We start from the raw sequence: 20868 nt of genomic DNA, 5'->3' as shown, positions 1-20868 counted from the left end.
GCAGGGATGCAGGACTATGAAAAGGGATTTATTGCCCTTGTGGTTATGGGGGGGCTGATTGCACTGGGGAAACTACTTAACAGTGACGAGCCGATTACCCTTCGTCTGGTGGCCGGCCGTGTCATTGTCGGGGCCGGGTTATCTGTTATTGCCGGCGTTGCTCTTTACTTTGTACCAAATATTCATCCGCTGGCATTGCTGGGATTTGGTTCTGGTCTGGGGATTCTGGGACAAAACGTGGTGGAAGCATGGTTACGTAAACGTGGATTTGCCGGAATTTTGGGCAAGGGGGTGACAAAGTGACACTGAGCGAAAAACAACAGTTGTTTACCATTATGGTGGCAAATCTGATCCACTGGGCAGAAGAACACGGCTACCGGCTGACGTTCGGGGAGGCTTACCGCACGCCGGAACAGGCGGCGCTGAACGCTAAAAAGGGTAGCGGTATTACCAACAGTCTGCATACCCGGCGTCTGGCGGTGGATTTTAACCTGTTTGTTAACGGCCAGTACCAGACCCGCACAGAGGATTACCTGCCGCTGGGCGAATACTGGGAGTCACTGGGCGGCAGCTGGGGCGGGCGCTTCAAATCCAGGCCGGACGGCAATCATTTCAGTCTGGAACATGACGGGGTTCGCTGATGGATCGTGTGGTAGCGGGCTGGCTTGTGACGGTTGTTCTGGCCTTCTGGGCAGGCTGGAAGGCGGCTAACTGGCAGCGTGACAGTATCGATCTGGCCATCAGCCGGTCAGCCAGCGCTACCGGGGAAACGCTGGCGAGCGTGGCCAGTGAATCCGGGCGAAAACTGGAAGAACAACTGGAGGCTTTGAAAAATGCGCCGCCGCGTGAAATTCGTACGGAGGTGGTTAAACCGGTGTTTACTAACGTGTGCCTGTCTGATGACTTTGTCCGCATGTACAATGACGCCGTCACCAGTACCGAACGTACGTTATCAGGAAAACCTGAAAACTAAATGTGCCACGCAGCTGCCGCGCCTGAATGGCACGCAGGGAAAAGATGCGGCGGAATTACTGACACTTTATCTGGAGTTATACGGGCAGTGTGCTGCACGTCATAACACGCTGGTTGATGAAATTAATTTAAGAGAGAATATTATTTATGGAAAAAATTAATCTGGTTGTATGTAAGAAAGAAATTACGTTTGAACCAAATCAGACGGCTTATAATAAATTCATCAATGAAATGGCGATGGATAATAAAGTGGCTCCAGCCCATAGTTATCTTATGCGTATTGTTGTACCAGAGTGTAAAGAAGCGCTGGAAGATATTCTGAAACGTCCGGGGGCAGCGCTTCAACTTGCAGGGAAAATCAATGAGCTTTATGCGCCAGAACTGGAAATTGAAGTAAAAAACTGACAAAGCGAGTCCGGTCAATCGAACAGAACGGACTCGAACAATATCTGATTTTACGGCGTCATTATTTACCGCACGGTCAGGATTCCGTGGATGATATTTCCGCCGCTATCTGGCTGGATAATCGCCACTGGGAAAATACGCGCATAGCGGTTGCTAACGGAATAAGCACCGCATTTAAAGGTTCAGGATGAAACAGTTAGATTTTACATTAAGCCTGATTGATAAACTGACGCGCCCGTTAAAGCAGGTGCAGAGCAGTGTCACAGGCTTTGCGGAAAAATCGAAAGCGGCCTTTACGCAGATTGGGGGCGGTGCGCTGGCTTTAGCCGGCACAGGGATGGCCATCAAAGGGGCGTTATCGCCGGCTATTGAGATGTATGACGCACTGAATGACGCTGCGGCAAAAGGGATTGATGATCAGGCTTTAAAGGCTGTCCAGCGTGATGCGCTGCGGTTCAGTATGACCTACGGTGCCAGCGCGGTGGAGTTTGTTAAGTCCACAGAAAATATTAATGCCTCCATTGCCGGCCTCGCCGGTAATGAGCTGCCGAAAGTGACAAAAGTTGCTAATACCCTGGCATTTGCCCTGAGATCCACATCTGCCGAAACGGCGGAATTTATGGGGCAGATGTTCGGTAACTTTTCCGCTGATGCGGAGCGTCTGGGCAAGGTTCAGTTCGCTGAGCAGCTGGCCGGAAAAATGGTGTATATGCGCAAGGTCTTCGGTACCGAAATGGGCACTATCAAAGACCTGATGGAAGGGGCGCGGGGCGTTGGTACCAACTACGGCGTCGGACTGGATGAACAGCTGGCCGTACTGGGGCAGCTTAACCGCACGCTGGGAACGGAAGCCAGCAGCGCTTACGAAGGCTTCATGACCGGAGCCATTGAGGGCGGTAAAAAGCTGGGGCTGTCCTTTACGGATGCCACCGGCAAAATGCTGTCCATGCCTGAAATGCTGATCAAGTTACAGGGCAAGTATGGCAAAAGTCTGGAAGGGAACCTGAAAGCACAGGCGGAGCTGGATGCGGCATTTGGTGACAGTTCGGCGGTGGTGAAACACCTGTACGGCAATGTGGCCTTACTGCAACGTAACATCACTGAGCTGGGCGGTTCTGACGGGCTGAAGCGTACACAGGAGATGGCCGGCAAACTGGTGAAACCGTGGGATCGCTTTGTACAGATCCTTAAGTCTGTTCAGACCGTCATTGGACTGACGTTGATCCCCGTTCTGTATCCGGTGCTGAACCGCCTGGCTGATATGGGACAGACCTTTGCCCGCTGGATGCAGTTGTTTCCCAACATTGCGCGTGTTATCGGTTATGCGGCTATGGCGTTGTTGGGGTTTGCTGCTGCCGGCGCAATAGCTAACATCGTTCTGGGCGTCTCAAAACTTATTAAGCTGGGTGCGATTGCTCTCTGGAAGACACTGACTTCAGTCACGAAGATATACACCGCCACCGTCTGGATTGCCTCAAAAGCTGTAGCGGCATGGAATCTGACGCTTAAATTTCTGCGTGGTACGCTTCTTGCGGTTCGTATGGCGGCAATTATGGCCGGAATTGGCATAAATCTGATGAGCTGGCCGGTTCTGCTGGTTATTGGTGCGATTGGCCTGCTGGCAGCAGGGTGTTATCTGCTGATTAAACACTGGGACGATGTACAGGCGGCGGTGATGAATACGGCAGCGTTTACCGCTGTGGCTGGCGTTGTCGAATGGCTTGCCGATGTGTTCTCGACGGCATGGCAATGGATTAAGGACGGCTGGAACGGCTTTATTAATCTGCTGACGGGATTTTCACCTTCACAGGCATTAAGCGGGATGGCCGGTGGTATTGTATCCATGTTTGATAATATCTGGCAGTCCGTTAAAGGTAGCTTCCTGAAATCATGGAACTGGATTGTAGAAAAGTTGAATAAAATACCCGGTGTCAATATTTCGCTGGCTAACGAGTCACCTCCGGCACTGACAACAAATACGCTTTCTACTGGTGGAGAATTAAAAGGAATTGATAAAGGTGGTATCAGTAAATCTGTCAGTAATAACTCAATGTCTGTGACGGATAACAGCCGGAAAATTAATACTGTCAATATCTATCCAAAAGAAATGATAACGCCGGGTCAGTTAATGGAGTTTCAGGAGCTGGGCGTATGAATGAAATCCTGTATGTTGATTTATTAATTCAGGGGAATGACTTTGTCCTGAATACCGGTAATGAACCTGAATTATGTAATAATCGTAAAAGTATCGGGCAGGACATTATTCATTCCATTATTGAAAGCGGTCTGGCAACGGAATTAATTGCCGAGAGAAGCCCGACCATGCGGGCAGATATTTTTACCCGTATGGAATTACTGATTGAGGATGATGAACGTATCGTTCCGGGAACAGTGGAAATCGGTGAAGAAAGCCGGACACGGTTGTGGATCACGGCCAGTACTTATGACTTCGGCGGAATATCGGTACAGGTGGATTTATGACGGAAAAGCCACAGGTTGACTTTGAAGAGGTGGTGAAAGCCAGCGGTATGCCGGTGACGGAAGAAGAGATTCGCGATCGCTTTAATGCCATTGCGACGGAGGAGGGAATTATCACGAATACCTCCCGTATGTCTCCGTTCTGGCGACTGGTCACGGCCATTGTAACCGCGCCGGTGATGTGGCTGAAGGAGGTTCTGATCTCCACCGTACTGGCCAATATGTTTGTGGCCACGGCCACCGGAAGCATGTTACGGCTGCTGGCATGGGCGGTGAATATCACGCCGAAGCCCGCCAGCGCTGCACAGGGCGTTATCCGTTTTTACAAGGAAGACGCCAGCGCCGTGGTGACGGTGAAGGCCGGAACGGTGATACAGACAGAACGTATTAACGGCAGGGTGTATGAACTGGCCATCACGGAAGATGTGGTGATTGCCTCCGGTACCGCCAGCGCACTGCTGCCGGTAAAGGCAACGGGAACGGGCGGCGCATATAACCTTGCGCCGGGATATTACCGCATTCTGCCGGTGGCCGTGGACGGCATCAGCCATGTGGCCAGTGAAGAAAACTGGCTGACCGTACCGGGCGCGGATGAGGAAAGCGATGATGAGCTGCGTGAGCGTTGCCGTAACCAGTTTAACCTGGTGGGCAACTACCACACGGACGCGGTGTACCGGTCGATGATTGCCGGTGTTGCCGGACTGAGCATTGACCGGATTTTCTTTGAGCACGAAGCACCGAGGGGGCCGGGGACAGCCAACGCCTATTTATTGCTGGACAGCGGCGTGGCTTCTGCGCCGTTTGTGGATGCCGTGAATGACTATATCAACACGCAGGGGCATCACGGCCACGGGGACGATATGCAGTGTTATGCCATGCCGGAAACCCTGCACGATCTGGCGGTCACTGTCTGGGTCAGGAACCTGAACAACATCAGTGATGATGAACAGAAGCGCCTGAAGGACGGTATTGAAAACCTGATCCGGTGCGCCTTCCGGGAAAATACGGACTATGACGTCAGAAGGACGTGGCCGTATTCACGGTTCTCCTTCTCGCAGCTGGGGCGCGAAATCCATAAAAATTTTCCGGTAACGGAATCGCTGAATTTTTCGCTGGATGACATTGCCAGTGAGCTGAATGTGCCGCGCCTGAAATCGCTTGTGGTGAGTATTGAGAATGAATGAGTTCATGAAAAAACTGGCCGGAATGGTACTTCCCTCCTGGATGGACAGGGGCGAGCCGCGAAAACTGCTGCAAACGGCGCGTCGGTTCTGGGCGGAAGTGTACGGCTGGGTGACGTGGCCACTGAACCAGTTTGATCCGCTGACCTGTACACCGGCGTTACTTAACCTGCTGGCGTATGACCGGGACATTTCCCGCTTTGACGGGGAGCCGCTGGAACTGTTCCGCAGGCGTGTGGCGTATGCCTTCGTGAATGCGCGTGACGCCGGTTCTGTTGAGGGATTTATCAGTATCTTTGAGCGACTGGGGATCGGGTACGTTGAACTGATGGAGCGCCAGCCGGGAATTGACTGGGATGTGATTCAGGTTCGCGTCACGGACAGCCAGATTGCGACTAACACGCAGCTGATGATCCAGATTATCCGGCAGTACGGGCGGACATGCCGCCGTTACCAGTTTGAAGTGATCACGTCTGAACGGCTGACTATCCGGGCGGGATGGGATCAGGGGGAATATGTGGTTTATCCGGCAGCACTGAGCGGTACGGAAACCAGCAGCGCAACGTACAGCGCAGGGTTATAAGGGGATTATATGTCACAGACAACAATTACACTGGCATTTGAACAGTGGAAAGCGCAACAGGGTGCCACGGGGGAGCCTGTCCTGCTGGATGAATTTGTGTTCGCCAGCGTACCGGGACTTGATCCGGATCAGCCGGTTGACCGCAATGAAACCCTGCCACCGGCTGAACAGATTGTTCACCGGCAGGCCGTCAGCCGTAAGGGTGTGGTGAATGACAACGCCGTGGTGCATTCCGTCGTACTGGGGGCGGACGTGGGGGATTTTTCCTTTAACTGGATTGGATTGCTGAATAAAGCCAGCGGTACGCTGGCAATGATTGTTCATGCGCCATTACAGCAAAAACTTAAAACAGCTGAAGGGCAACAGGGGAACGTGCTTACGCGCTCGTTTCTGATGGAATATAACGGCGCACAGGCTGAAACCGGAATTAATACGCCTGCTGAGACCTGGCAGATTGACTTTACCGCACGTATGGCCGGAATGGACGAGCGCCAGCGCCTGGAAAATATCGACATCTTCGGGGCGGCGGCGTTTTTTGGTGACGGCTATCTGGTCGGGAAAAGCGGGAATCAGTTTTATGTGACCAAAGGTACCGGCTATGTGGCAGGGCTGCGCACAACGCTTGCAGAAAACCTGAATATTACCGTGACAACCAGGCCGGTCAAAGTCTGGCTGGATGTATGCTGGACAGGAACGCTTACCAGCGTGTGGGGTGTGCAGTCCCGTATTACGGTTGCTGACAACCTGGCGGATTATGTGCAGAACGGCGTACAGCATTATGTGTTTGCGGTGGCGGGTATTGATGAAAACGGCAATATTACGGATTTACGCCCGAAAGGGACGCTGAATGAGCAGCAGGCCAGCGATGCGCTGAGAAAACACGAACAATCCCGTAACCATCCGGACGCCACAACCCGCGAAAAAGGGTTTGTGCAGTTAAGCAGTGATACGAACAGTGAGTCGGAATCACTGGCCGCAACGCCGAAAGCGGTTAAAACGGCTATGGATAATGCGAACGGACGGCTGGCGAAAAACAGTAATGGCGGCGATATCCCTGACAAAAAACAATTTGCGAGAACCATCGGTGCCGTGACCTCTACCAACATCACATTTAATAATGCTTCTGGATGGTACAAAATCGCCACGGTTGTAATGCCGCAGGCTACATCAACTGCGGTGATTAAATTATATGGAGGGGCTGGGTTTAACGTTGGCTTATTTGAGCAGGCGGCAATCAGTGAATTAGTGCTGCGTGCCGGTAATGGTTCACCTGTTGGAATAACCGCCACGCTGTGGAGACGCTCGCCGACTTCTGCTAACGAGGTCGCATGGGTTAATACATCAGGCGACAATTACGATATTTATATTAATATCGGCCAGCATGCGTACTGGTTAATTGCGCAATATGATTACACCGGTAATTCAAATGTCACGCTGTACAGCATACCTGAATATTCATCAGTACAGCCGGGAAACTCAACCAGCGGTCAGACATATACGCTATTTAATAGTCTGATGAAACCAACTGCCGGTGATGTAGGTGCATTGCCGATTACAGGGGGACAGCTTAACGGTCCGCTGGGTATTGGTACTGACAATGCACTGGGCGGTAATTCGATTGTGCTCGGTGATAACGATACAGGGTTTAAACAGGATGGCGACGGCATTCTGGGTATTTACGCCAATAATGCCCGGGTCGGTTATATCGACAATTCCGGGTTACACCTGTCAGTAGATGTTCTCACTAATGGTGGCATACGAGCAGGTGACGGGAAAAGGCTGTCACTGACGAGTAATAATAATTCGACAATGACAGCCACGTTTAATTTATGGGGCGACGCAAACAGGCCTACTGTTATTGAACTGGACGACGATCAGGGATGGCATCTGTACAGCCAGCGAAATCCTGATGGTTCGATTGTCTTTACGGTCAATGGCGATATCACCGCTAACACGCTTCGTGCAGGCGGGGCCATCTATCATAATAACGGTGATATATTTGGTTCGCTATGGGGAAATGACTGGTTAAGTACCTGGATTAATAATAATCTCGTCTTAGATGTTCAGTTAGGGGCTGGCACATCAGTGACTACCTGGAACAATGCAGGTTCATGGCCTAACACTCCCGGGTATGTAGTTACCTCCGTCTGGAAAGATAATCAAGGCGAAAATATTGATGGTATTAATTATGCGCCTTTGCAAAAACGAGTCGGGAATCAGTGGTATACCGTACAAGGGGGAACGGTATAATGAAAAAATATCAGGATATTAAAAATTTCAGACTGATTGACGCGCCTGTAAACAGGGGTAAAACTCAGGCCGAAATAAATATAGGTGCATATTTTCTGGAGTCAGAAGACGGGCAGGACTGGTATGAGTGTCAGTCATTATTTTCTGATGATACTGCAAAAATAATGTACGACCATGAAGGGGTTATCTGGGGTGTCGTTAATCAACCAGTCCCGCAACGTGGAAACACATATGCTGTATCAATGTTGTGGCCGGTTAATATGTCTGTTGCGGAAATAGACGCTGCTGACTGTCCTGATGATTGCCGTGGTGATGGTACGTGGTTATATCAGGACGGTAAAGTCGTTCAGCGGGGTTATTCTCCGGAAGAGCTGCGTAAAAAGGCGGAAGCTGAAAAAATTCGTCGCCTTTCTGAAGCTGAATCAGCCATCGCACCACTGGCACGGGCAGTAAAACTAAAAATTGCCACAGATGAAGAGATTAAACGGCTTGAAGCATGGGAACTCTACAGCGTAATGGTTAACCGTGTGGATACAGCTTCCCCTGACTGGCCGGAGGTACCGGATGTGGCGTGAAGCGCGTCTGGCTTTTACGGATTCTCTGGCTGCGCTGGATTGTTCTGTCGTTCCGGCGCATCCGTGGATTCACGGTCTGGGGCAGCAGACAGATAACGGGGCATACCTGAGTCCGGTCAATGCAATCCATTATCTGGCGGAAAGGCTGGCCGGAACGGGAGGCAATACCGATGTGGTGATCATGATGATAACGGGACAGACCCATGAAAACTTCATGAAGGGGCTTAACAGCCTGGTGGATGTTTTCCCCGCGCCCGCATTCACCCAGGTCAGACGTCTGGCTGAGTCTGCGGCGACACTGGCTACTGAGAAAATGCAGATCCCCGCGAAAGCCGGGGCAGGACTGCCGGTTGCCATTCCGCTGTCCGTTCCGACCAGCAGGGCAGCGTTATCCGCTGCTGCTATCAGTGAGGCGCAGAAAGCGGCTGGCGCCGGATTCAGCCTGGAAGGGCTGAAACAACAGCTGGGGGAATTTACGCAACTGCGTGACAACCTGATTAACGATGTGGCCAGCGGCCTCGCTGATTTACAGGGGAAAAGCGCCAGGGCATGGGTATTTACGGCCAGTGGCGACACCGCCGCCACCCTGCTGGCGCTGGTACAGGACATTCCGCAGCCTTCAGCCGTTTATACTGCGGCAATCATGCTGGCCGGGAAAAATCTTGATGGAATAAGGGGCATGATTCATGACGTCGATCCCGACACTGGCGCTTAATGGTGAGGCCATTCTGCTGAAAAACATGCGCGTGACCGTTTCCCAGCAGTTTCAGGATAAAGACCAGTCCGGCCAGACCAGCGCGACCACCAAATCAGAGCAGGGGGCAAAGGGCAAAGAGCTGCGTATCAGCGGCGAAATTCCCTTTAAAAACCCGGAGATCCTGAAGCGTCTTTTTGAACTGGCCAGCGCCACCGATGCAGACGGGAAACGCATGAAATACCGCGTTGCGCATGAGGTGGCCAGAGCGGTGAATTTTCGTGAGGCCACCTTCAGCGGAATGCTGGATGCACCGCCGCAGGACGGGAAAATGGCCTGGCTGGTCACGTTCACCCTGGCGGAACATGTCAGCGTACAGGAGAAGCGGGAAGCCAGGGCAACCGGTAAAACAACGGCAAAAAAACAGACGGCCAGCAGTACGGGACAATCCGGTGGCCAGAGTGCCGGAGAGGATGAAGAAAAACTGACGTGGTTTGAACGCAGGGTGCTGAAGCCCGTCAATGATGCTTTAGGTTAATGATGAAACCAGTAAAACGCCTTTACCTTTCAACGGATGAAATACACCTGGCTGACGCCAGTCTGGTGCTGGAGCTGAACAGCTGTGGACGTGGCTTTATTACGGCACAGACGACCACAGACTACACCGGCAAACTGGTACGGCTGGATGTGGGGTATTCCGGTTTACTTCTGCGCTGGTTTACCGGCTATGTGGAGCGCTCACAGCCTGCCGAAAACGGTTATCAGCGTCTGTTCGTCCGCGAGCTGGCTGGCGTATTTGAGCGGATGTGGCCATGCTCATTTCAGCATCCAACACTGCGCGATGTGGCCGGATGGCTGGAGGAAAACAGCGGGATCAGCATTGCGGTACCGGATGTGCCGTACAGTGATAAACCGATCCCCCATTTCACCCATAACGGGACGGGATACCAGCTGCTGAATAACCTGGGCAGGGCATTCAGTATCACGGATTACATCTGGTATCCATTGCCGGATGGTTCGCTGTATGTCGGCGGCGCAGAAAAGGCGCTGTTTGCCGGACGTCCGGTAGAAATCCCGGCAGAGTTCAGCCAGGGAGCGGCGGGCGGTAATTCCATGACATTGCCGGTGATCCAGAGTCTTCGTCCGGGCGTGGACGTGAACGGGGAACGCGTGACCAAAGTTCATCTGACGAATGACACAATGACCATCACGTGGACACCACGGAACCGCGCCACAGGTCAGCCATTACAGAAAACACCGGCGCAGCGTCAGATAGAAAGCCATTACCCGGAACTGGCTTCAGGTCTTCACCTGCCCAAACTGGCCAGGGTGGTGGCACCCAGCGAGGCCGTAAAAAGCGGTAATTTTGCCGACCCGTTCCGGCCACGGTACGCTGTTGACGTGCAGCTGCTTGACGCGGACGGCAACCCGGACAACCAGACGCCGGTATATTCCGCCGTACCGCTGCCGGTGCCAATGGCCGGTAACGATTCGGGAATGTTCCAGTTTCCACCGGAAGGAACGCTGGTAGAAGTGGCTTTTACGGGCGGCAGACCGGACAAGCCCTTTATCAGGCAGACGCTGCCGGATGGCACCAGTCTGCCGGACATTAAGCCCGGCGAACAGCTGCAACAGCAGCGCGCGGAAGTTTCGCAACGCGTGACACAGGCAGGAGACTGGGTACGCCAGACAGATCAGACCATCAGTGAAACATCGATGGCGCGGACGGTGAAAGCCGACACGGAACGACGAGAACTGGTCAGCCGTGAAACCACGGTGAAAGCCACGGATAAAATCACAGTACTGGGTACCGCCACGCTGATGGCCGGAGCCATACAGCAGGTCAGTGCTGGCGACTTCAGCCAGGCGGTAAAAGGAAACCGGCTGGCCAGTATTACAGGAAATGAAGAAACCGAAATCGCCGGGCAGCTGTCCACGAAAGTGGCCGGCGCCATGAATGTTGATGTGGGGGGAACCCTGACAGAAAAGATTGCCGCATTACGTAAATCTGTGGCGGCGGGCGGTCAGCAGATTATGGGGCCAACCGTGCATATCGGTAGCGAGGGCGTAAATACGCTAACTATGATGCTGGACACCATTGATTTACTGGCAGAGCTGGCGCAGCAGTGCGCGAGCCATTCGCACCCCAGTGTCGGTACGCCGACGAACGCGGGCGCATTTAACCAGACGGCAGCGAAGGCCGGACAGACCCGGAGCAAGTACCAGAACATCATCGCCTGATTCTCTCTTTTCAGCCCGCATAATGCGGGCTTTTTTATCCCCACTTTCAGACCGTATCAGACGCATTTTTAGCGTCGTTAATATCTGCCCCCGTTCATCCATTACCTCATTTGTTTCAGTGGCACAGCAAGCCGCTGCGGCTGTCTGTTGGCGACGAAATAACGGCGGAAGTGACGAAAACGGCGCTACACCGCACCCGCCTGCGGTTTTCGTGTTGAGAATGATTTCAGTTTTTCCGGTGGTACAAAACACATCGCCAGACCGTGCCAATGCTGGAGGTTTGACGGCCGATCGCTAACTGAAATGTGTGAAACAGATTTCAAAGATTACAGTTTTTGTGCGATTACCGGCCGTGGGTGAAAAATGCCGGTGCCGGACTTCATGCGGGATTAACAGCGATTACGTGACTTTTTACGTAACAACCGCATCGGAATCACGTAAGGGCGGGGAAGTGCCCAGACCTTATATGACGCGCTCTGGCGCGGAATGGCAGTGAAATGCGGAACTGAAATACTTTGCACAGCCTGAACCATCGCCATACCTGCAATAACGTACACGCTCCAGTGCTCAAATCACTAACAGATAGATATACAAAACTACCAACAAATCAGGGGGATTTCTGACCAATCTGGGCATTTTCAAAATTTGATGGGGGGCATCGGAAAACCGTCACAAACGTCACAAGATTTAAAAGTATTATCTATCTATATGATATTTAATAATAAATAAGCATATTTAAAACCATCACAAGAGCATCACAGAAGCATCACAGTGTGACGGTATTAAAACATCACAACTCTATTTTATAACTCATTGAATTTATTGAGTGTGATGGTTTACGTTACGTTTTGTGATGGTTTTACCGTCACAACATTTATTGTTTAGAATCATTATGATAGGGTTTCTTTTTGTAAGGTGTGATGGTTGTGACGGTTTTCCGAGGGAGCTTCCAATATTATGTTATGCGATGTTTTTATTCTTTAACGGGGATTTAATATCTTGGTAAGAGAGAAAATGATGTAAGTTCTGTTAATATTTATACTGGCTACAAATATAGTATCCATATGGTATTAATAGTATGGTTATAATTTTTTATGATTAAAACTAAGGGACTAAAATGAAATTATCTCCAGCAGAATTAAAGTTAGAAAAGGATAAGGTGCAGGATAATAAATTCAATCAATATGTTAAACGTATAACACTAAAAAATGTCAGGGGATTTGATGAGGAAATTGTAGAGTTTAAAACCCCCGTAACTGCGCTTATTGGTACCAATGGCGGCGGGAAGTCGACGATATTAGGTGCTGTAGCCCTCGCTTATAAAAATGTTAAGCCAAGTAAATTTTTCCCTAAATCATTTTATGGCGACGATTCAATGAGTGATTGGGAGATTGGTTTTGAATTGATTGATAAGCCTATTTCAAAAGATAAAAACATTAACAGAACTGCAAAGTTCAAACAGATGAAATGGCGTAGAGATAGTTTTCCGGAGCGAAATGTTGTATATGTAGAAATACAACGAACAGTCCCTGCTGGTGAGCTAACTAAATTCAATAAGTTTTTATCTGGTGATTCAATTCAATTTGAAGTGAAAAACCTTAATCCTGATACAATAAAATATTGCACTGCAGTTTTGGATAAAAAAATAGAAGATTATAAATGTGTAATAAATAAGAATGATCCAACTTCTAGAATGTTTGTAGGCAAGGCGTTGAATGGTTCTGGTTATTCTCAGTTCCATTTTGGTGCAGGTGAAGCCTCAATAATAGATACTATTGATAGAATTGAAAATGCTACCGATAATTCTCTTATCTTGGTTGAAGAAATTGAGAATGGGTTGCATCCTGTCGCGGTAAGATTGTTTGTTAATTATTTGACAAATGTCGCGAAGCGAAAAAAACTGCAGATAATATTTACAACACATTCACAGGATGCAGTGAATGAGCTTGAGCCAGAAGCCGTTTGGGCCTCCATTAATAAAAAAGTTTGGAATGGTAAACTAAGCATTGAAAGTTTACGTGCTATTACGGGGCAGAAGGTAAATTCGAAGGTTATATATGTTGAAGATTCTTTTGCAAAAGAGTGGGTTGAGAATGCGATAGATAGATATCTTCCAAAATTAGCTTCAACAATAAAAGTTTATACGGCTGGCGGATATCCTAGTGTTGTTAAGGTTAGTCAATATCATAATGAGAACCCTACCATTAATTATCCTTCTATTGCCTTAGTTGATGGCGATATTAAAGGACGGCAGGGAACTAAGGAATTGCCTGAAAATGCAATGTTTATCGGGGACGACTATCCTGATGCTATAGTCTATCATTATATTGCTAAAAACATAGAAGAACATGCTTCAGTTTTAAGGCAAAGATGTTTGTTAACAAGATTTGATGCTGAAAAAATCAAGGCGGCTGTTGAAAGTGTAATGAATTCGGCATGTGATCATCATGTTTATTTTACTAGATTAAGTGATAAATTGGATTTTACATCTGAGTTGTTTATTAGGGCGGGTATGATAGATTTATTCAACGAGCACAACTCTGAGTTTTGGTCGCCAATCATGGACTTCATTAAAAAAGGATTGGATTGAATGGTTGAGAGTGAATTTATAAATATAGACTGGGATGATTTGTAAAGTCCGTACTACAATTTAATTAGAATTAAACTAATAAGATAAAGCCTCATTAGTCGAGGCTTTATCTTATATATGACCTTTTTCTTAACCTTATTTATTGTCTTGCTTTGGTGCAACAACCACTGATGCCAGTTTATCGATCAGACGTTCGCACGCTTCAACATCCTTCAGACTGCGCAATTTAACCTTTGCTATTTTAGGTTCATAGTCCCCGGTACAAAGATTCAATTCGATTTCAACATCGTTCCTGTTTAGCAATCCCATAATAACCCCTGCTAACTTCCTTGCCTGAGTGGCCACTTCAAAGATGAGATTAAGTCTATCCGGTGCATTGTTGGAAAAGCAAATAGTTTTACTAACGTCAAACCCGTTACTTTTGAAGTAATCTTGTATTGAAGCTGAAAGTTCAGGAGGGCAGGCAAGCCGAACGCCGGCCAGTTTTGAATGATGTAGTGGTGCTCCTTCTAACTCTTGCATTTTAGACTCCATATGAAAAAACCCCAGATTCGGGGTTTTTTGTTATCGATGTGGTCGATATGTGGACGTTGGTTGAAATAAATCCTTTTATTTCAGTGAGATACTGTGAAATAAAACGCGCCCGAAGGCGCGTTGGCGATACACTCAATGTAAGGGACTACTCTTCTTCTGCTTCGACGAAGCTGGCATCTTTCACCGATGCGGTGGCACGACGGGCTTCGCCTTTGTGCTGCACTTTATTGAGCTGCCGTTCCAGCTTGTTGATCAATTCATTAATAGCGGTGTACATATCTTCGTGTTTTGCGCTGGCGACCAGATGTCCGTTCGGTGTATTAATGGTGGCGTCAGCAATAAAACCCTGTGGCTCTTTAGACAGAATGATATGAGGATTAATCAGGTGAGTTTGCCATTTTTCCAGTTTGGCGAGACGGTCTGCGACATGTTGGCGGATTGCCGGAGTAATTTCCATTTGTTTACTGGTAATGTTCATTGTCATAAATTTTACCTCTTGTCTTTCCCGTCTTGGTGATTCCAGCATACCGTTCTTAATGTCAAAATGTGTGATGTAAATCACATTATTTTGTCACTTTTTGTCAAGGCGAACTTTTTGTGAGGCATCGCAGGAAGAAGCGATCTTTTACTTGAGGAATGGCTGAAAGCAGGCCATATTTGACTGGATGCGTTGCAGTGAAATCATTTCTGTTGCATCAGATATCGAATAAAAAAACGGCAGCCGGAAGGCTGCCGTTTTGCTTGTTGGTATTGCTTCAGGTGTTTTTGCTGTTAGCGGCAATAATTTTCGCGACTTTGTCAGCCTGCGCATTCAGCTGCATCTGACGATAGGCGTTTTCCATCAGCGGCAACGCATCGCGCGTGGCCTGCGTATCAGGATAATTGCGTAGCATACCTTCTACCCGGTTTACGACCGCAACCCATGCGCCGCGCGCGGTATAGTACTCTGCGACGGAATATTCATATTTCGCCAGACGGTCTTTCAGGAATACCAGACGCTTAGTGGCGTCGGTGGTGTACTGGCTATTAGGATAGCTGCGTACCAGTTTCGAAAAGTCATTGAACGCCGCCCGCGCATGTTGCGGATCGCGATCGCTGCGATCGACGCCAAAGAAACCTTGCAGCGCGCTATCATCCAGCGCCATGTTCGTCAGGCCGCGCATGTACATGACATAGTCAATATTAGGGTGCGTTGGATTAAGACGCATAAAACGATCGATGGCGGCCTGCGCTAGCGGCAAATCGGCGTTTTTGTAATAGGCGTAGATAAGATCCAACTGCACCTGCTGAGAATACGGTCCGAATGGATAACGATTATCTAACGCTTCCAATTGCGTTATTGCCTGTTTCCAGTTACCGTCCTGCAGCTTTTGCTGAGCAGTCGCGTAGATTTCATTCGGCGGATTATCGGGCACCTCTTCCTTTGAACCCGAGCAACCCGCCAGAAACAGGCTCAACGTGGCTGCTGCCACCAGATATTTCATGCGCGTCATGACGTTTTGACTTTCCTCAAAATGTTTTACGGGAGATTCTCTGTTCCTGCTCCCGGTTAAGACCAGCTACAATAGCACACTATATTAAACGGCAAAGCCGTAAAACCCAACGTTAAACGAAGAAGCTGTATATGGCACAACGAGTACAACTCACCGCAACGGTCTCCGAAAACCAACTCGGTCAACGCTTAGATCAGGCTTTGGCCGAAATGTTCCCGGATTATTCACGTTCGCGTATAAAAGAATGGATTTTGAATCAGCGCGTGTTGGTCAATGGTCAACTTTGCGATAAGCCAAAAGAAAAAGTGTTAGGCGGCGAGCGGGTGGCTATTGATGCGGAGATCGACGAAGAGATTCGTTTTGAAGCGCAGGATATCCCGTTAGATATTGTTTATGAAGATGACGATATTCTGGTTATCAACAAACCACGCGATCTGGTGGTACATCCTGGCGCGGGTAACCCGGACGGTACGGTACTGAACGCGTTGCTACATTATTATCCGCCGATTGCGGATGTTCCGCGCGCGGGCATTGTGCATCGTCTGGATAAGGACACGACGGGGCTGATGGTGGTGGCCAAAACCGTTCCGGCGCAAACGCGCCTGGTGGAGTCTTTGCAGCTGCGCGAGATTACCCGCGAATATGAAGCGGTCGCGATCGGACATATGACGGCGGGAGGAACGGTGAATGAACCCATCAGTCGTCACCCGACCAAACGTACCCATATGTCGGTGCATCCTATGGGCAAACCGGCGGTGACCCACTACCGCATTATGGAACATTTCCGTGTGCACACGCGTCTTAGGTTGCGTCTGGAGACCGGGCGTACGCACCAGATCCGCGTGCATATGGCGCATATTACGCATCCGTTAGTGGGCGATCAGGTCTACGGTGGTCGTCCACGTCCACCGAAAGGCGCATCGGAAGAATTTATTTCCACGCTGCGTAAGTTTGACCGCCAGGCGCTTCATGCAACGATGCTGCGTCTCTACCATCCTGTATCGGGTATCGAAATGGAGTGGCACGCGCCGATTCCACAAGATATGGTGGACCTTATCGATGCGATGCGCGCCGATTTTGAAGATCATAAAGATGATGTGGACTGGTTATGAATGCACTGATTGTCCCGCAGTGGCCGCTGCCGAAAGGCGTCGCAGCCTGTAGTTCTACCCGTATTGGCGGGGTGAGTTTACCGCCTTACGACTCGCTGAATCTGGGCGCGCATTGCGGCGATAACCCGGAGCATGTTGAAGAGAACCGCAAGCGTCTGTTTGCGGCGGGCAATCTGCCTTCGAAACCTGTCTGGCTTGAACAGGTTCACGGTAAAAATGTGTTGAGGCTTACCGGAGAACCTTATGCCTCCAAACGTGCGGATGCGTCTTACAGCAATACGCCAGGAACCGTCTGCGCGGTAATGACGGCAGACTGCCTGCCTGTGCTATTCTGTAACCGTGAGGGAACAGAAGTGGCGGCGGCTCATGCGGGCTGGCGCGGATTATGTGAAGGCGTACTGGAGGAAACTGTCACCTGCTTTGCTGACAAACCAGAAAATATCATCGCCTGGTTAGGTCCGGCGATCGGCCCGACCGTGTTTGAAGTGGGGCCGGAAGTGCGTGACGCATTTTTAGCAAAAGATGCGCAAGCCGATAGCGCATTTTTGCCGCACGGGGAAAAATTTCTGGCGGATATTTATCAGCTTGCACGCCAACGTCTGGCGAATACCGGCGTTGAACATGTCTATGGCGGGGATCGCTGCACCTTTAGCGAAAGTGAGACTTTCTTCTCTTATCGTCGCGACAAGACGACAGGTCGTATGGCAAGTTTTATTTGGCTGATATAACCTAAAGAATCAAGACGATCCGGTACGGGTAACTTTCTTTTCACATAATTCAGGTCATTCACCTTGAATAATTGAGGGATGACCTCATTTAATCTCCAGTAGCAATTTTGACCTGTTATGGGAGGAGTTATGCGTCTGGATCGTCTTACTAACAAATTCCAGCTTGCTCTTGCCGATGCCCAGTCGCTCGCGCTGGGGCACGACAACCAATTCATCGAACCTCTTCATTTAATGAGCGCCTTGCTGAACCAGGAAGGGGGATCGATACGTCCTTTATTAACCTCCGCCGGCATTAATGCTGGCCAGTTGCGCACCGCTATCGATCAGGCGCTGAGCCGTTTACCGCAGGTGGAAGGCACCGGCGGCGACGTACAGCCTTCTTCGGAACTGGTACGCGTACTGAACCTTTGCGACAAGCTGGCGCAAAAACGGGGAGACAATTTTATTTCGTCAGAGCTGTTTGTTCTGGCGGCGCTTGAGTCTCGCGGCACGTTAACCGATCTGCTGAAATCAGCCGGTGCGACCACGGCCAATATCACTCAGGCAATTGAACAGATGCGCGGAGGTGAAAGCGTGAACGATCAAGGGGCTGAAGACCAACGTCAGGCCTTGAAAAAATATACCGTCGATCTGACCGAGCGGGCTGAACAAGGCAAGCTTGACCCGGTAATTGGTCGTGATGAAGAAATTCGCCGTACCATTCAGGTACTGCAACGTCGTACTAAAAATAACCCGGTGTTAATCGGTGAGCCAGGCGTAGGTAAAACCGCCATTGTTGAAGGGCTGGCGCAACGTATTATCAACGGTGAAGTACCGGAAGGCCTGAAAGGCCGTCGCGTGCTGGCGCTGGATATGGGCGCGCTGGTGGCCGGGGCGAAATATCGCGGCGAATTTGAAGAGCGTCTGAAAGGCGTGCTGAACGATCTGGCGAAACAGGAAGGCAACGTCATCCTGTTTATTGACGAGCTGCACACCATGGTTGGCGCAGGTAAGGCTGATGGCGCAATGGACGCCGGGAATATGCTGAAACCGGCGCTGGCGCGTGGTGAACTGCACTGTGTGGGCGCCACCACGCTGGATGAATACCGTCAGTACATTGAAAAAGACGCGGCGCTGGAACGTCGTTTTCAAAAAGTGTTTGTCGCAGAACCTTCAGTGGAAGACACCATTGCTATTCTGCGTGGCCTGAAAGAACGTTACGAGCTGCATCACCATGTGCAGATCACTGACCCGGCGATTGTGGCGGCGGCAACATTGTCTCATCGCTATATCGCCGACCGTCAGTTGCCGGATAAAGCTATCGACCTCATCGATGAAGCGGCATCCAGCATTCGTATGCAGATTGACTCTAAGCCGGAGGAGCTGGACAGGCTCGACCGCCGCATTATTCAGCTCAAACTGGAACAGCAGGCGTTGATGAAAGAGTCTGACGAGGCGAGTAAAAAACGTCTCGATATGCTGAATGAAGAACTGGACGATAAAGAGCGCCAGTATTCTGAGTTAGAAGAAGAGTGGAAAGCGGAAAAAGCCTCGCTCTCCGGTACGCAAACTATTAAAGCGGAGCTGGAGCAGGCGAAGATCGCCATCGAGCAGGCGCGTCGCGTTGGCGACCTGGCGCGAATGTCTGAACTGCAGTACGGCAAAATTCCGGAGCTGGAAAAACAGTTGGAAGCCGCGACCCAGTCGGAAGGTAAAACCATGCGTCTGTTACGTAACAAAGTAACGGATGCGGAAATTGCCGAAGTGCTGGCGCGCTGGACCGGTATTCCGGTTGCCAGAATGCTGGAAGGCGAACGCGAAAAACTGTTGCGTATGGAACAAGAGTTACACAGCCGTGTGATCGGGCAGAATGAAGCCGTTGAAGCAGTATCGAACGCCATACGTCGTAGCCGCGCGGGGCTGTCCGATCCGAACCGTCCGATTGGTTCCTTCCTGTTCCTTGGGCCGACGGGGGTCGGTAAAACCGAACTGTGTAAAGCGCTGGCTAACTTTATGTTCGACAGCGACGACGCGATGGTGCGTATCGACATGTCTGAGTTTATGGAGAAACACTCCGTGTCTCGTTTGGTCGGGGCGCCTCCGGGATATGTCGGCTATGAAGAAGGCGGTTATTTGACGGAAGCGGTACGCCGTCGTCCTTATTCCGTCATCTTGTTGGATGAAGTGGAAAAAGCGCATCCGGATGTATTCAACATTCTGTTGCAGGTGCTGGACGACGGTCGACTGACTGACGGGCAGGGGAGAACGGTCGACTTCCGTAATACGGTGGTCATTATGACTTCTAACCTCGGTTCCGATCTCATTCAGGAGCGCTTTGGCGAACTGGATTACGGTCGAATGAAAGAGATGGTGCTGGGTGTGGTTAGCCAAAACTTCCGTCCGGAATTTATCAACCGTATTGATGAAGTTGTGGTATTCCATCCGTTAGGTGAACAACACATCGCTTCTATTGCTCAGATCCAGCTGCAGCGTCTGTACAAACGTCTGGAAGAACGTGGTTATGAAATCCATATCTCCGACGAGGCGCTGAAACTGTTGAGCGCCAACGGTTACGATCCGGTCTACGGGGCGCGTCCGTTAAAACGTGCTATTCAACAGCAGATCGAAAACCCACTGGCGCAGCAAATCCTGTCTGGTGAACTGGTTCCTGGCAAAGTGATTCGCCTTGAAGCCAATGATGATCGTATTGTGGCAGTGCAGTAAGTCACAAATTTGAATAAAACGGGCTCTGACGGGCTCGTTTTTGTTTAAAAACCAGGCGAAAATAGGCTTTTGGTTCAAATGTTGTTTGAAAAGTGAACGGTTGAGCTTTTTTTTGCATTTAGGTCTTGTCAGGCTCTAATAACTCCCTATAATGCGCCACCACTGACACGGAACAACGGCATACAGGCCGCCGGGTCAGAAAGGCTTCGTTAAGAAGTCTGTGAGGAAAGCGAAAATAAAGGCTTGACTCAAAAAGAGGAAAGCGTAATATACGCCACCTCGCGACGGTGAGCTGAAAGCCGCGTCGCACCTGCTCTTTAACAATTTAT

General features: G+C 50.0%; 21 protein-coding genes and 2 pseudogenes. 20 read left to right on the top strand and 3 right to left on the bottom strand.

What is annotated here, in order from left to right; all coding sequences use genetic code 11:
- The first annotated feature begins 6 nt into the window (after positions 1–6).
- The 17 genes and pseudogenes from ACLJRS_RS07515 (at position 7) to ACLJRS_RS07435 (ending at position 13969) form a co-directional block, all read left to right on the top strand.
- Positions 7–303 carry a phage holin family protein gene (locus ACLJRS_RS07515; RefSeq protein ID WP_001154426.1) on the top strand — a complete coding sequence of 99 codons (297 nt, stop codon included), beginning with the start codon at positions 7–9 and terminating at the stop codon, positions 301–303.
- Complete coding sequence (locus tag ACLJRS_RS07510; protein WP_000175558.1) at positions 300–641, top strand: M15 family metallopeptidase; 342 nt, start codon at positions 300–302, stop codon at positions 639–641. Before ACLJRS_RS07515 ends, ACLJRS_RS07510 begins: the two co-directional genes overlap by 4 nt.
- On the top strand, positions 641–973 hold the full coding sequence (locus ACLJRS_RS07505) for a hypothetical protein (protein ID WP_000376378.1): 333 nt from the start codon (positions 641–643) through the stop codon (positions 971–973). The genes ACLJRS_RS07510 and ACLJRS_RS07505 overlap by 1 nt, the downstream gene beginning before the upstream one ends.
- Positions 900–1133, top strand: coding sequence for a hypothetical protein (locus tag ACLJRS_RS07500; RefSeq protein WP_079960657.1), 234 nt, complete (start codon positions 900–902; stop codon positions 1131–1133). Before ACLJRS_RS07505 ends, ACLJRS_RS07500 begins: the two co-directional genes overlap by 74 nt.
- Positions 1120–1377 (top strand): putative phage tail assembly chaperone, encoded by a 258-nt coding sequence (locus ACLJRS_RS07495; protein WP_000411500.1) that lies wholly within the window; start codon positions 1120–1122, stop codon positions 1375–1377. The genes ACLJRS_RS07500 and ACLJRS_RS07495 overlap by 14 nt, the downstream gene beginning before the upstream one ends.
- The gene (locus ACLJRS_RS07490; RefSeq protein WP_371045435.1) at positions 1374–1568 is read left to right on the top strand and encodes a DUF6890 family protein; all 195 of its coding nucleotides are present in this window, start codon (positions 1374–1376) and stop codon (positions 1566–1568) included. Before ACLJRS_RS07495 ends, ACLJRS_RS07490 begins: the two co-directional genes overlap by 4 nt.
- Positions 1565–3532, top strand: coding sequence for a phage tail tape measure protein (locus ACLJRS_RS07485; RefSeq protein WP_079960656.1), 1968 nt, complete (start codon positions 1565–1567; stop codon positions 3530–3532). The genes ACLJRS_RS07490 and ACLJRS_RS07485 overlap by 4 nt, the downstream gene beginning before the upstream one ends.
- The gene (locus tag ACLJRS_RS07480; protein WP_001002797.1) at positions 3529–3858 is read left to right on the top strand and encodes a DUF2590 family protein; all 330 of its coding nucleotides are present in this window, start codon (positions 3529–3531) and stop codon (positions 3856–3858) included. Before ACLJRS_RS07485 ends, ACLJRS_RS07480 begins: the two co-directional genes overlap by 4 nt.
- Complete coding sequence (locus tag ACLJRS_RS07475; RefSeq protein ID WP_079960655.1) at positions 3855–5039, top strand: baseplate J/gp47 family protein; 1185 nt, start codon at positions 3855–3857, stop codon at positions 5037–5039. Before ACLJRS_RS07480 ends, ACLJRS_RS07475 begins: the two co-directional genes overlap by 4 nt.
- A complete protein-coding gene (locus tag ACLJRS_RS07470; RefSeq protein WP_001001824.1) occupies positions 5032–5619 on the top strand; it encodes a phage tail protein in 588 nt (195 codons plus the stop codon). The genes ACLJRS_RS07475 and ACLJRS_RS07470 overlap by 8 nt, the downstream gene beginning before the upstream one ends.
- A gap of 9 nt (positions 5620–5628) precedes the next feature.
- A pseudogene (locus ACLJRS_RS07465) lies at positions 5629–6042 on the top strand (phage tail protein); the annotation flags it as partial.
- Positions 6043–6522: 480 nt separating this feature from the next.
- Positions 6523–7869: pseudogene (locus ACLJRS_RS07460) on the top strand (phage tail protein); the annotation flags it as partial.
- Entirely contained in the window at positions 7869–8444 is a 576-nt protein-coding gene (locus tag ACLJRS_RS07455; protein ID WP_058654806.1) for a tail fiber assembly protein, read from the top strand. The pseudogene ACLJRS_RS07460 and the gene ACLJRS_RS07455, both read left to right, overlap by 1 nt.
- Positions 8434–9159: a hypothetical protein gene (locus tag ACLJRS_RS07450; protein WP_079960653.1), complete on the top strand. Its 726-nt coding sequence runs from the start codon at positions 8434–8436 to the stop codon at positions 9157–9159. Before ACLJRS_RS07455 ends, ACLJRS_RS07450 begins: the two co-directional genes overlap by 11 nt.
- Positions 9131–9676 (top strand): hypothetical protein, encoded by a 546-nt coding sequence (locus tag ACLJRS_RS07445; RefSeq protein ID WP_079960652.1) that lies wholly within the window; start codon positions 9131–9133, stop codon positions 9674–9676. Before ACLJRS_RS07450 ends, ACLJRS_RS07445 begins: the two co-directional genes overlap by 29 nt.
- Positions 9676–11379, top strand: a complete 1704-nt coding sequence (locus tag ACLJRS_RS07440; RefSeq protein ID WP_094198673.1) for a hypothetical protein — start codon at positions 9676–9678, stop codon at positions 11377–11379. Before ACLJRS_RS07445 ends, ACLJRS_RS07440 begins: the two co-directional genes overlap by 1 nt.
- A gap of 1117 nt (positions 11380–12496) precedes the next feature.
- A complete protein-coding gene (locus ACLJRS_RS07435; protein ID WP_000777801.1) occupies positions 12497–13969 on the top strand; it encodes an ATP-dependent nuclease in 1473 nt (490 codons plus the stop codon).
- A gap of 135 nt (positions 13970–14104) precedes the next feature.
- On the opposite strand, the gene ACLJRS_RS07430 is transcribed toward ACLJRS_RS07435, so the two are convergent.
- The 3 genes from ACLJRS_RS07430 to bamD form a co-directional block, all read right to left on the bottom strand.
- Entirely contained in the window at positions 14105–14491 is a 387-nt protein-coding gene (locus ACLJRS_RS07430) for a hypothetical protein (RefSeq protein WP_001156921.1), read from the bottom strand.
- A 157-nt stretch (positions 14492–14648) separates the two neighbouring features.
- Positions 14649–14987: a ribosome-associated translation inhibitor RaiA gene (raiA, locus tag ACLJRS_RS07425; RefSeq protein ID WP_000178449.1), complete on the bottom strand. Its 339-nt coding sequence runs from the start codon at positions 14985–14987 to the stop codon at positions 14649–14651.
- A 271-nt stretch (positions 14988–15258) separates the two neighbouring features.
- Entirely contained in the window at positions 15259–15996 is a 738-nt protein-coding gene (gene bamD / locus ACLJRS_RS07420; RefSeq protein WP_000197660.1) for an outer membrane protein assembly factor BamD, read from the bottom strand.
- A 131-nt stretch (positions 15997–16127) separates the two neighbouring features.
- On the opposite strand from bamD, the gene rluD reads away from it, so the two are divergent.
- The 3 genes from rluD to clpB all read left to right on the top strand — a co-directional run bounded on the left by rluD (position 16128) and on the right by clpB (position 20539).
- Positions 16128–17108, top strand: coding sequence for a 23S rRNA pseudouridine(1911/1915/1917) synthase RluD (rluD, locus tag ACLJRS_RS07415; protein ID WP_000079130.1), 981 nt, complete (start codon positions 16128–16130; stop codon positions 17106–17108).
- Entirely contained in the window at positions 17105–17836 is a 732-nt protein-coding gene (gene yfiH / locus ACLJRS_RS07410; protein ID WP_410957771.1) for a purine nucleoside phosphorylase YfiH, read from the top strand. Before rluD ends, yfiH begins: the two co-directional genes overlap by 4 nt.
- Before the next feature lie 129 nt (positions 17837–17965).
- Entirely contained in the window at positions 17966–20539 is a 2574-nt protein-coding gene (gene clpB / locus ACLJRS_RS07405; protein ID WP_001235092.1) for an ATP-dependent chaperone ClpB, read from the top strand.
- Positions 20540–20868 lie beyond the last annotated feature (329 nt).

The organism is Salmonella sp. SAL00670 (genome assembly GCF_046552235.1).
Classification (GTDB): domain Bacteria; phylum Pseudomonadota; class Gammaproteobacteria; order Enterobacterales; family Enterobacteriaceae; genus Salmonella; species Salmonella enterica.
This window is presented reverse-complemented; position numbering and strand designations above follow the sequence as displayed.

What these genes read in the sequence shown, in the direction of transcription:
- ACLJRS_RS07515 (WP_001154426.1), top strand. Translation starts at nt 7, where the DNA reads ATGCAGGACTATGAAAAGGGATTTATTGCCCTTGTGGTTATGGGGGGG.
- ACLJRS_RS07505 (WP_000376378.1), top strand. Translation starts at nt 641, where the DNA reads ATGGATCGTGTGGTAGCGGGCTGGCTTGTGACGGTTGTTCTGGCCTTC.
- ACLJRS_RS07500 (WP_079960657.1), top strand. Translation starts at nt 900, where the DNA reads ATGACTTTGTCCGCATGTACAATGACGCCGTCACCAGTACCGAACGTA.
- ACLJRS_RS07495 (WP_000411500.1), top strand. Translation starts at nt 1,120, where the DNA reads ATGGAAAAAATTAATCTGGTTGTATGTAAGAAAGAAATTACGTTTGAA.
- ACLJRS_RS07485 (WP_079960656.1), top strand. Translation starts at nt 1,565, where the DNA reads ATGAAACAGTTAGATTTTACATTAAGCCTGATTGATAAACTGACGCGC.
- ACLJRS_RS07480 (WP_001002797.1), top strand. Translation starts at nt 3,529, where the DNA reads ATGAATGAAATCCTGTATGTTGATTTATTAATTCAGGGGAATGACTTT.
- ACLJRS_RS07475 (WP_079960655.1), top strand. Translation starts at nt 3,855, where the DNA reads ATGACGGAAAAGCCACAGGTTGACTTTGAAGAGGTGGTGAAAGCCAGC.
- ACLJRS_RS07470 (WP_001001824.1), top strand. Translation starts at nt 5,032, where the DNA reads ATGAATGAGTTCATGAAAAAACTGGCCGGAATGGTACTTCCCTCCTGG.
- ACLJRS_RS07455 (WP_058654806.1), top strand. Translation starts at nt 7,869, where the DNA reads ATGAAAAAATATCAGGATATTAAAAATTTCAGACTGATTGACGCGCCT.
- ACLJRS_RS07450 (WP_079960653.1), top strand. Translation starts at nt 8,434, where the DNA reads ATGTGGCGTGAAGCGCGTCTGGCTTTTACGGATTCTCTGGCTGCGCTG.
- ACLJRS_RS07445 (WP_079960652.1), top strand. Translation starts at nt 9,131, where the DNA reads ATGACGTCGATCCCGACACTGGCGCTTAATGGTGAGGCCATTCTGCTG.
- ACLJRS_RS07440 (WP_094198673.1), top strand. Translation starts at nt 9,676, where the DNA reads ATGATGAAACCAGTAAAACGCCTTTACCTTTCAACGGATGAAATACAC.
- ACLJRS_RS07435 (WP_000777801.1), top strand. Translation starts at nt 12,497, where the DNA reads ATGAAATTATCTCCAGCAGAATTAAAGTTAGAAAAGGATAAGGTGCAG.
- ACLJRS_RS07430 (WP_001156921.1), bottom strand. Translation starts at nt 14,491, where the DNA reads ATGCAAGAGTTAGAAGGAGCACCACTACATCATTCAAAACTGGCCGGC.
- raiA (WP_000178449.1), bottom strand. Translation starts at nt 14,987, where the DNA reads ATGACAATGAACATTACCAGTAAACAAATGGAAATTACTCCGGCAATC.
- bamD (WP_000197660.1), bottom strand. Translation starts at nt 15,996, where the DNA reads ATGACGCGCATGAAATATCTGGTGGCAGCAGCCACGTTGAGCCTGTTT.
- rluD (WP_000079130.1), top strand. Translation starts at nt 16,128, where the DNA reads ATGGCACAACGAGTACAACTCACCGCAACGGTCTCCGAAAACCAACTC.
- yfiH (WP_410957771.1), top strand. Translation starts at nt 17,105, where the DNA reads ATGAATGCACTGATTGTCCCGCAGTGGCCGCTGCCGAAAGGCGTCGCA.
- clpB (WP_001235092.1), top strand. Translation starts at nt 17,966, where the DNA reads ATGCGTCTGGATCGTCTTACTAACAAATTCCAGCTTGCTCTTGCCGAT.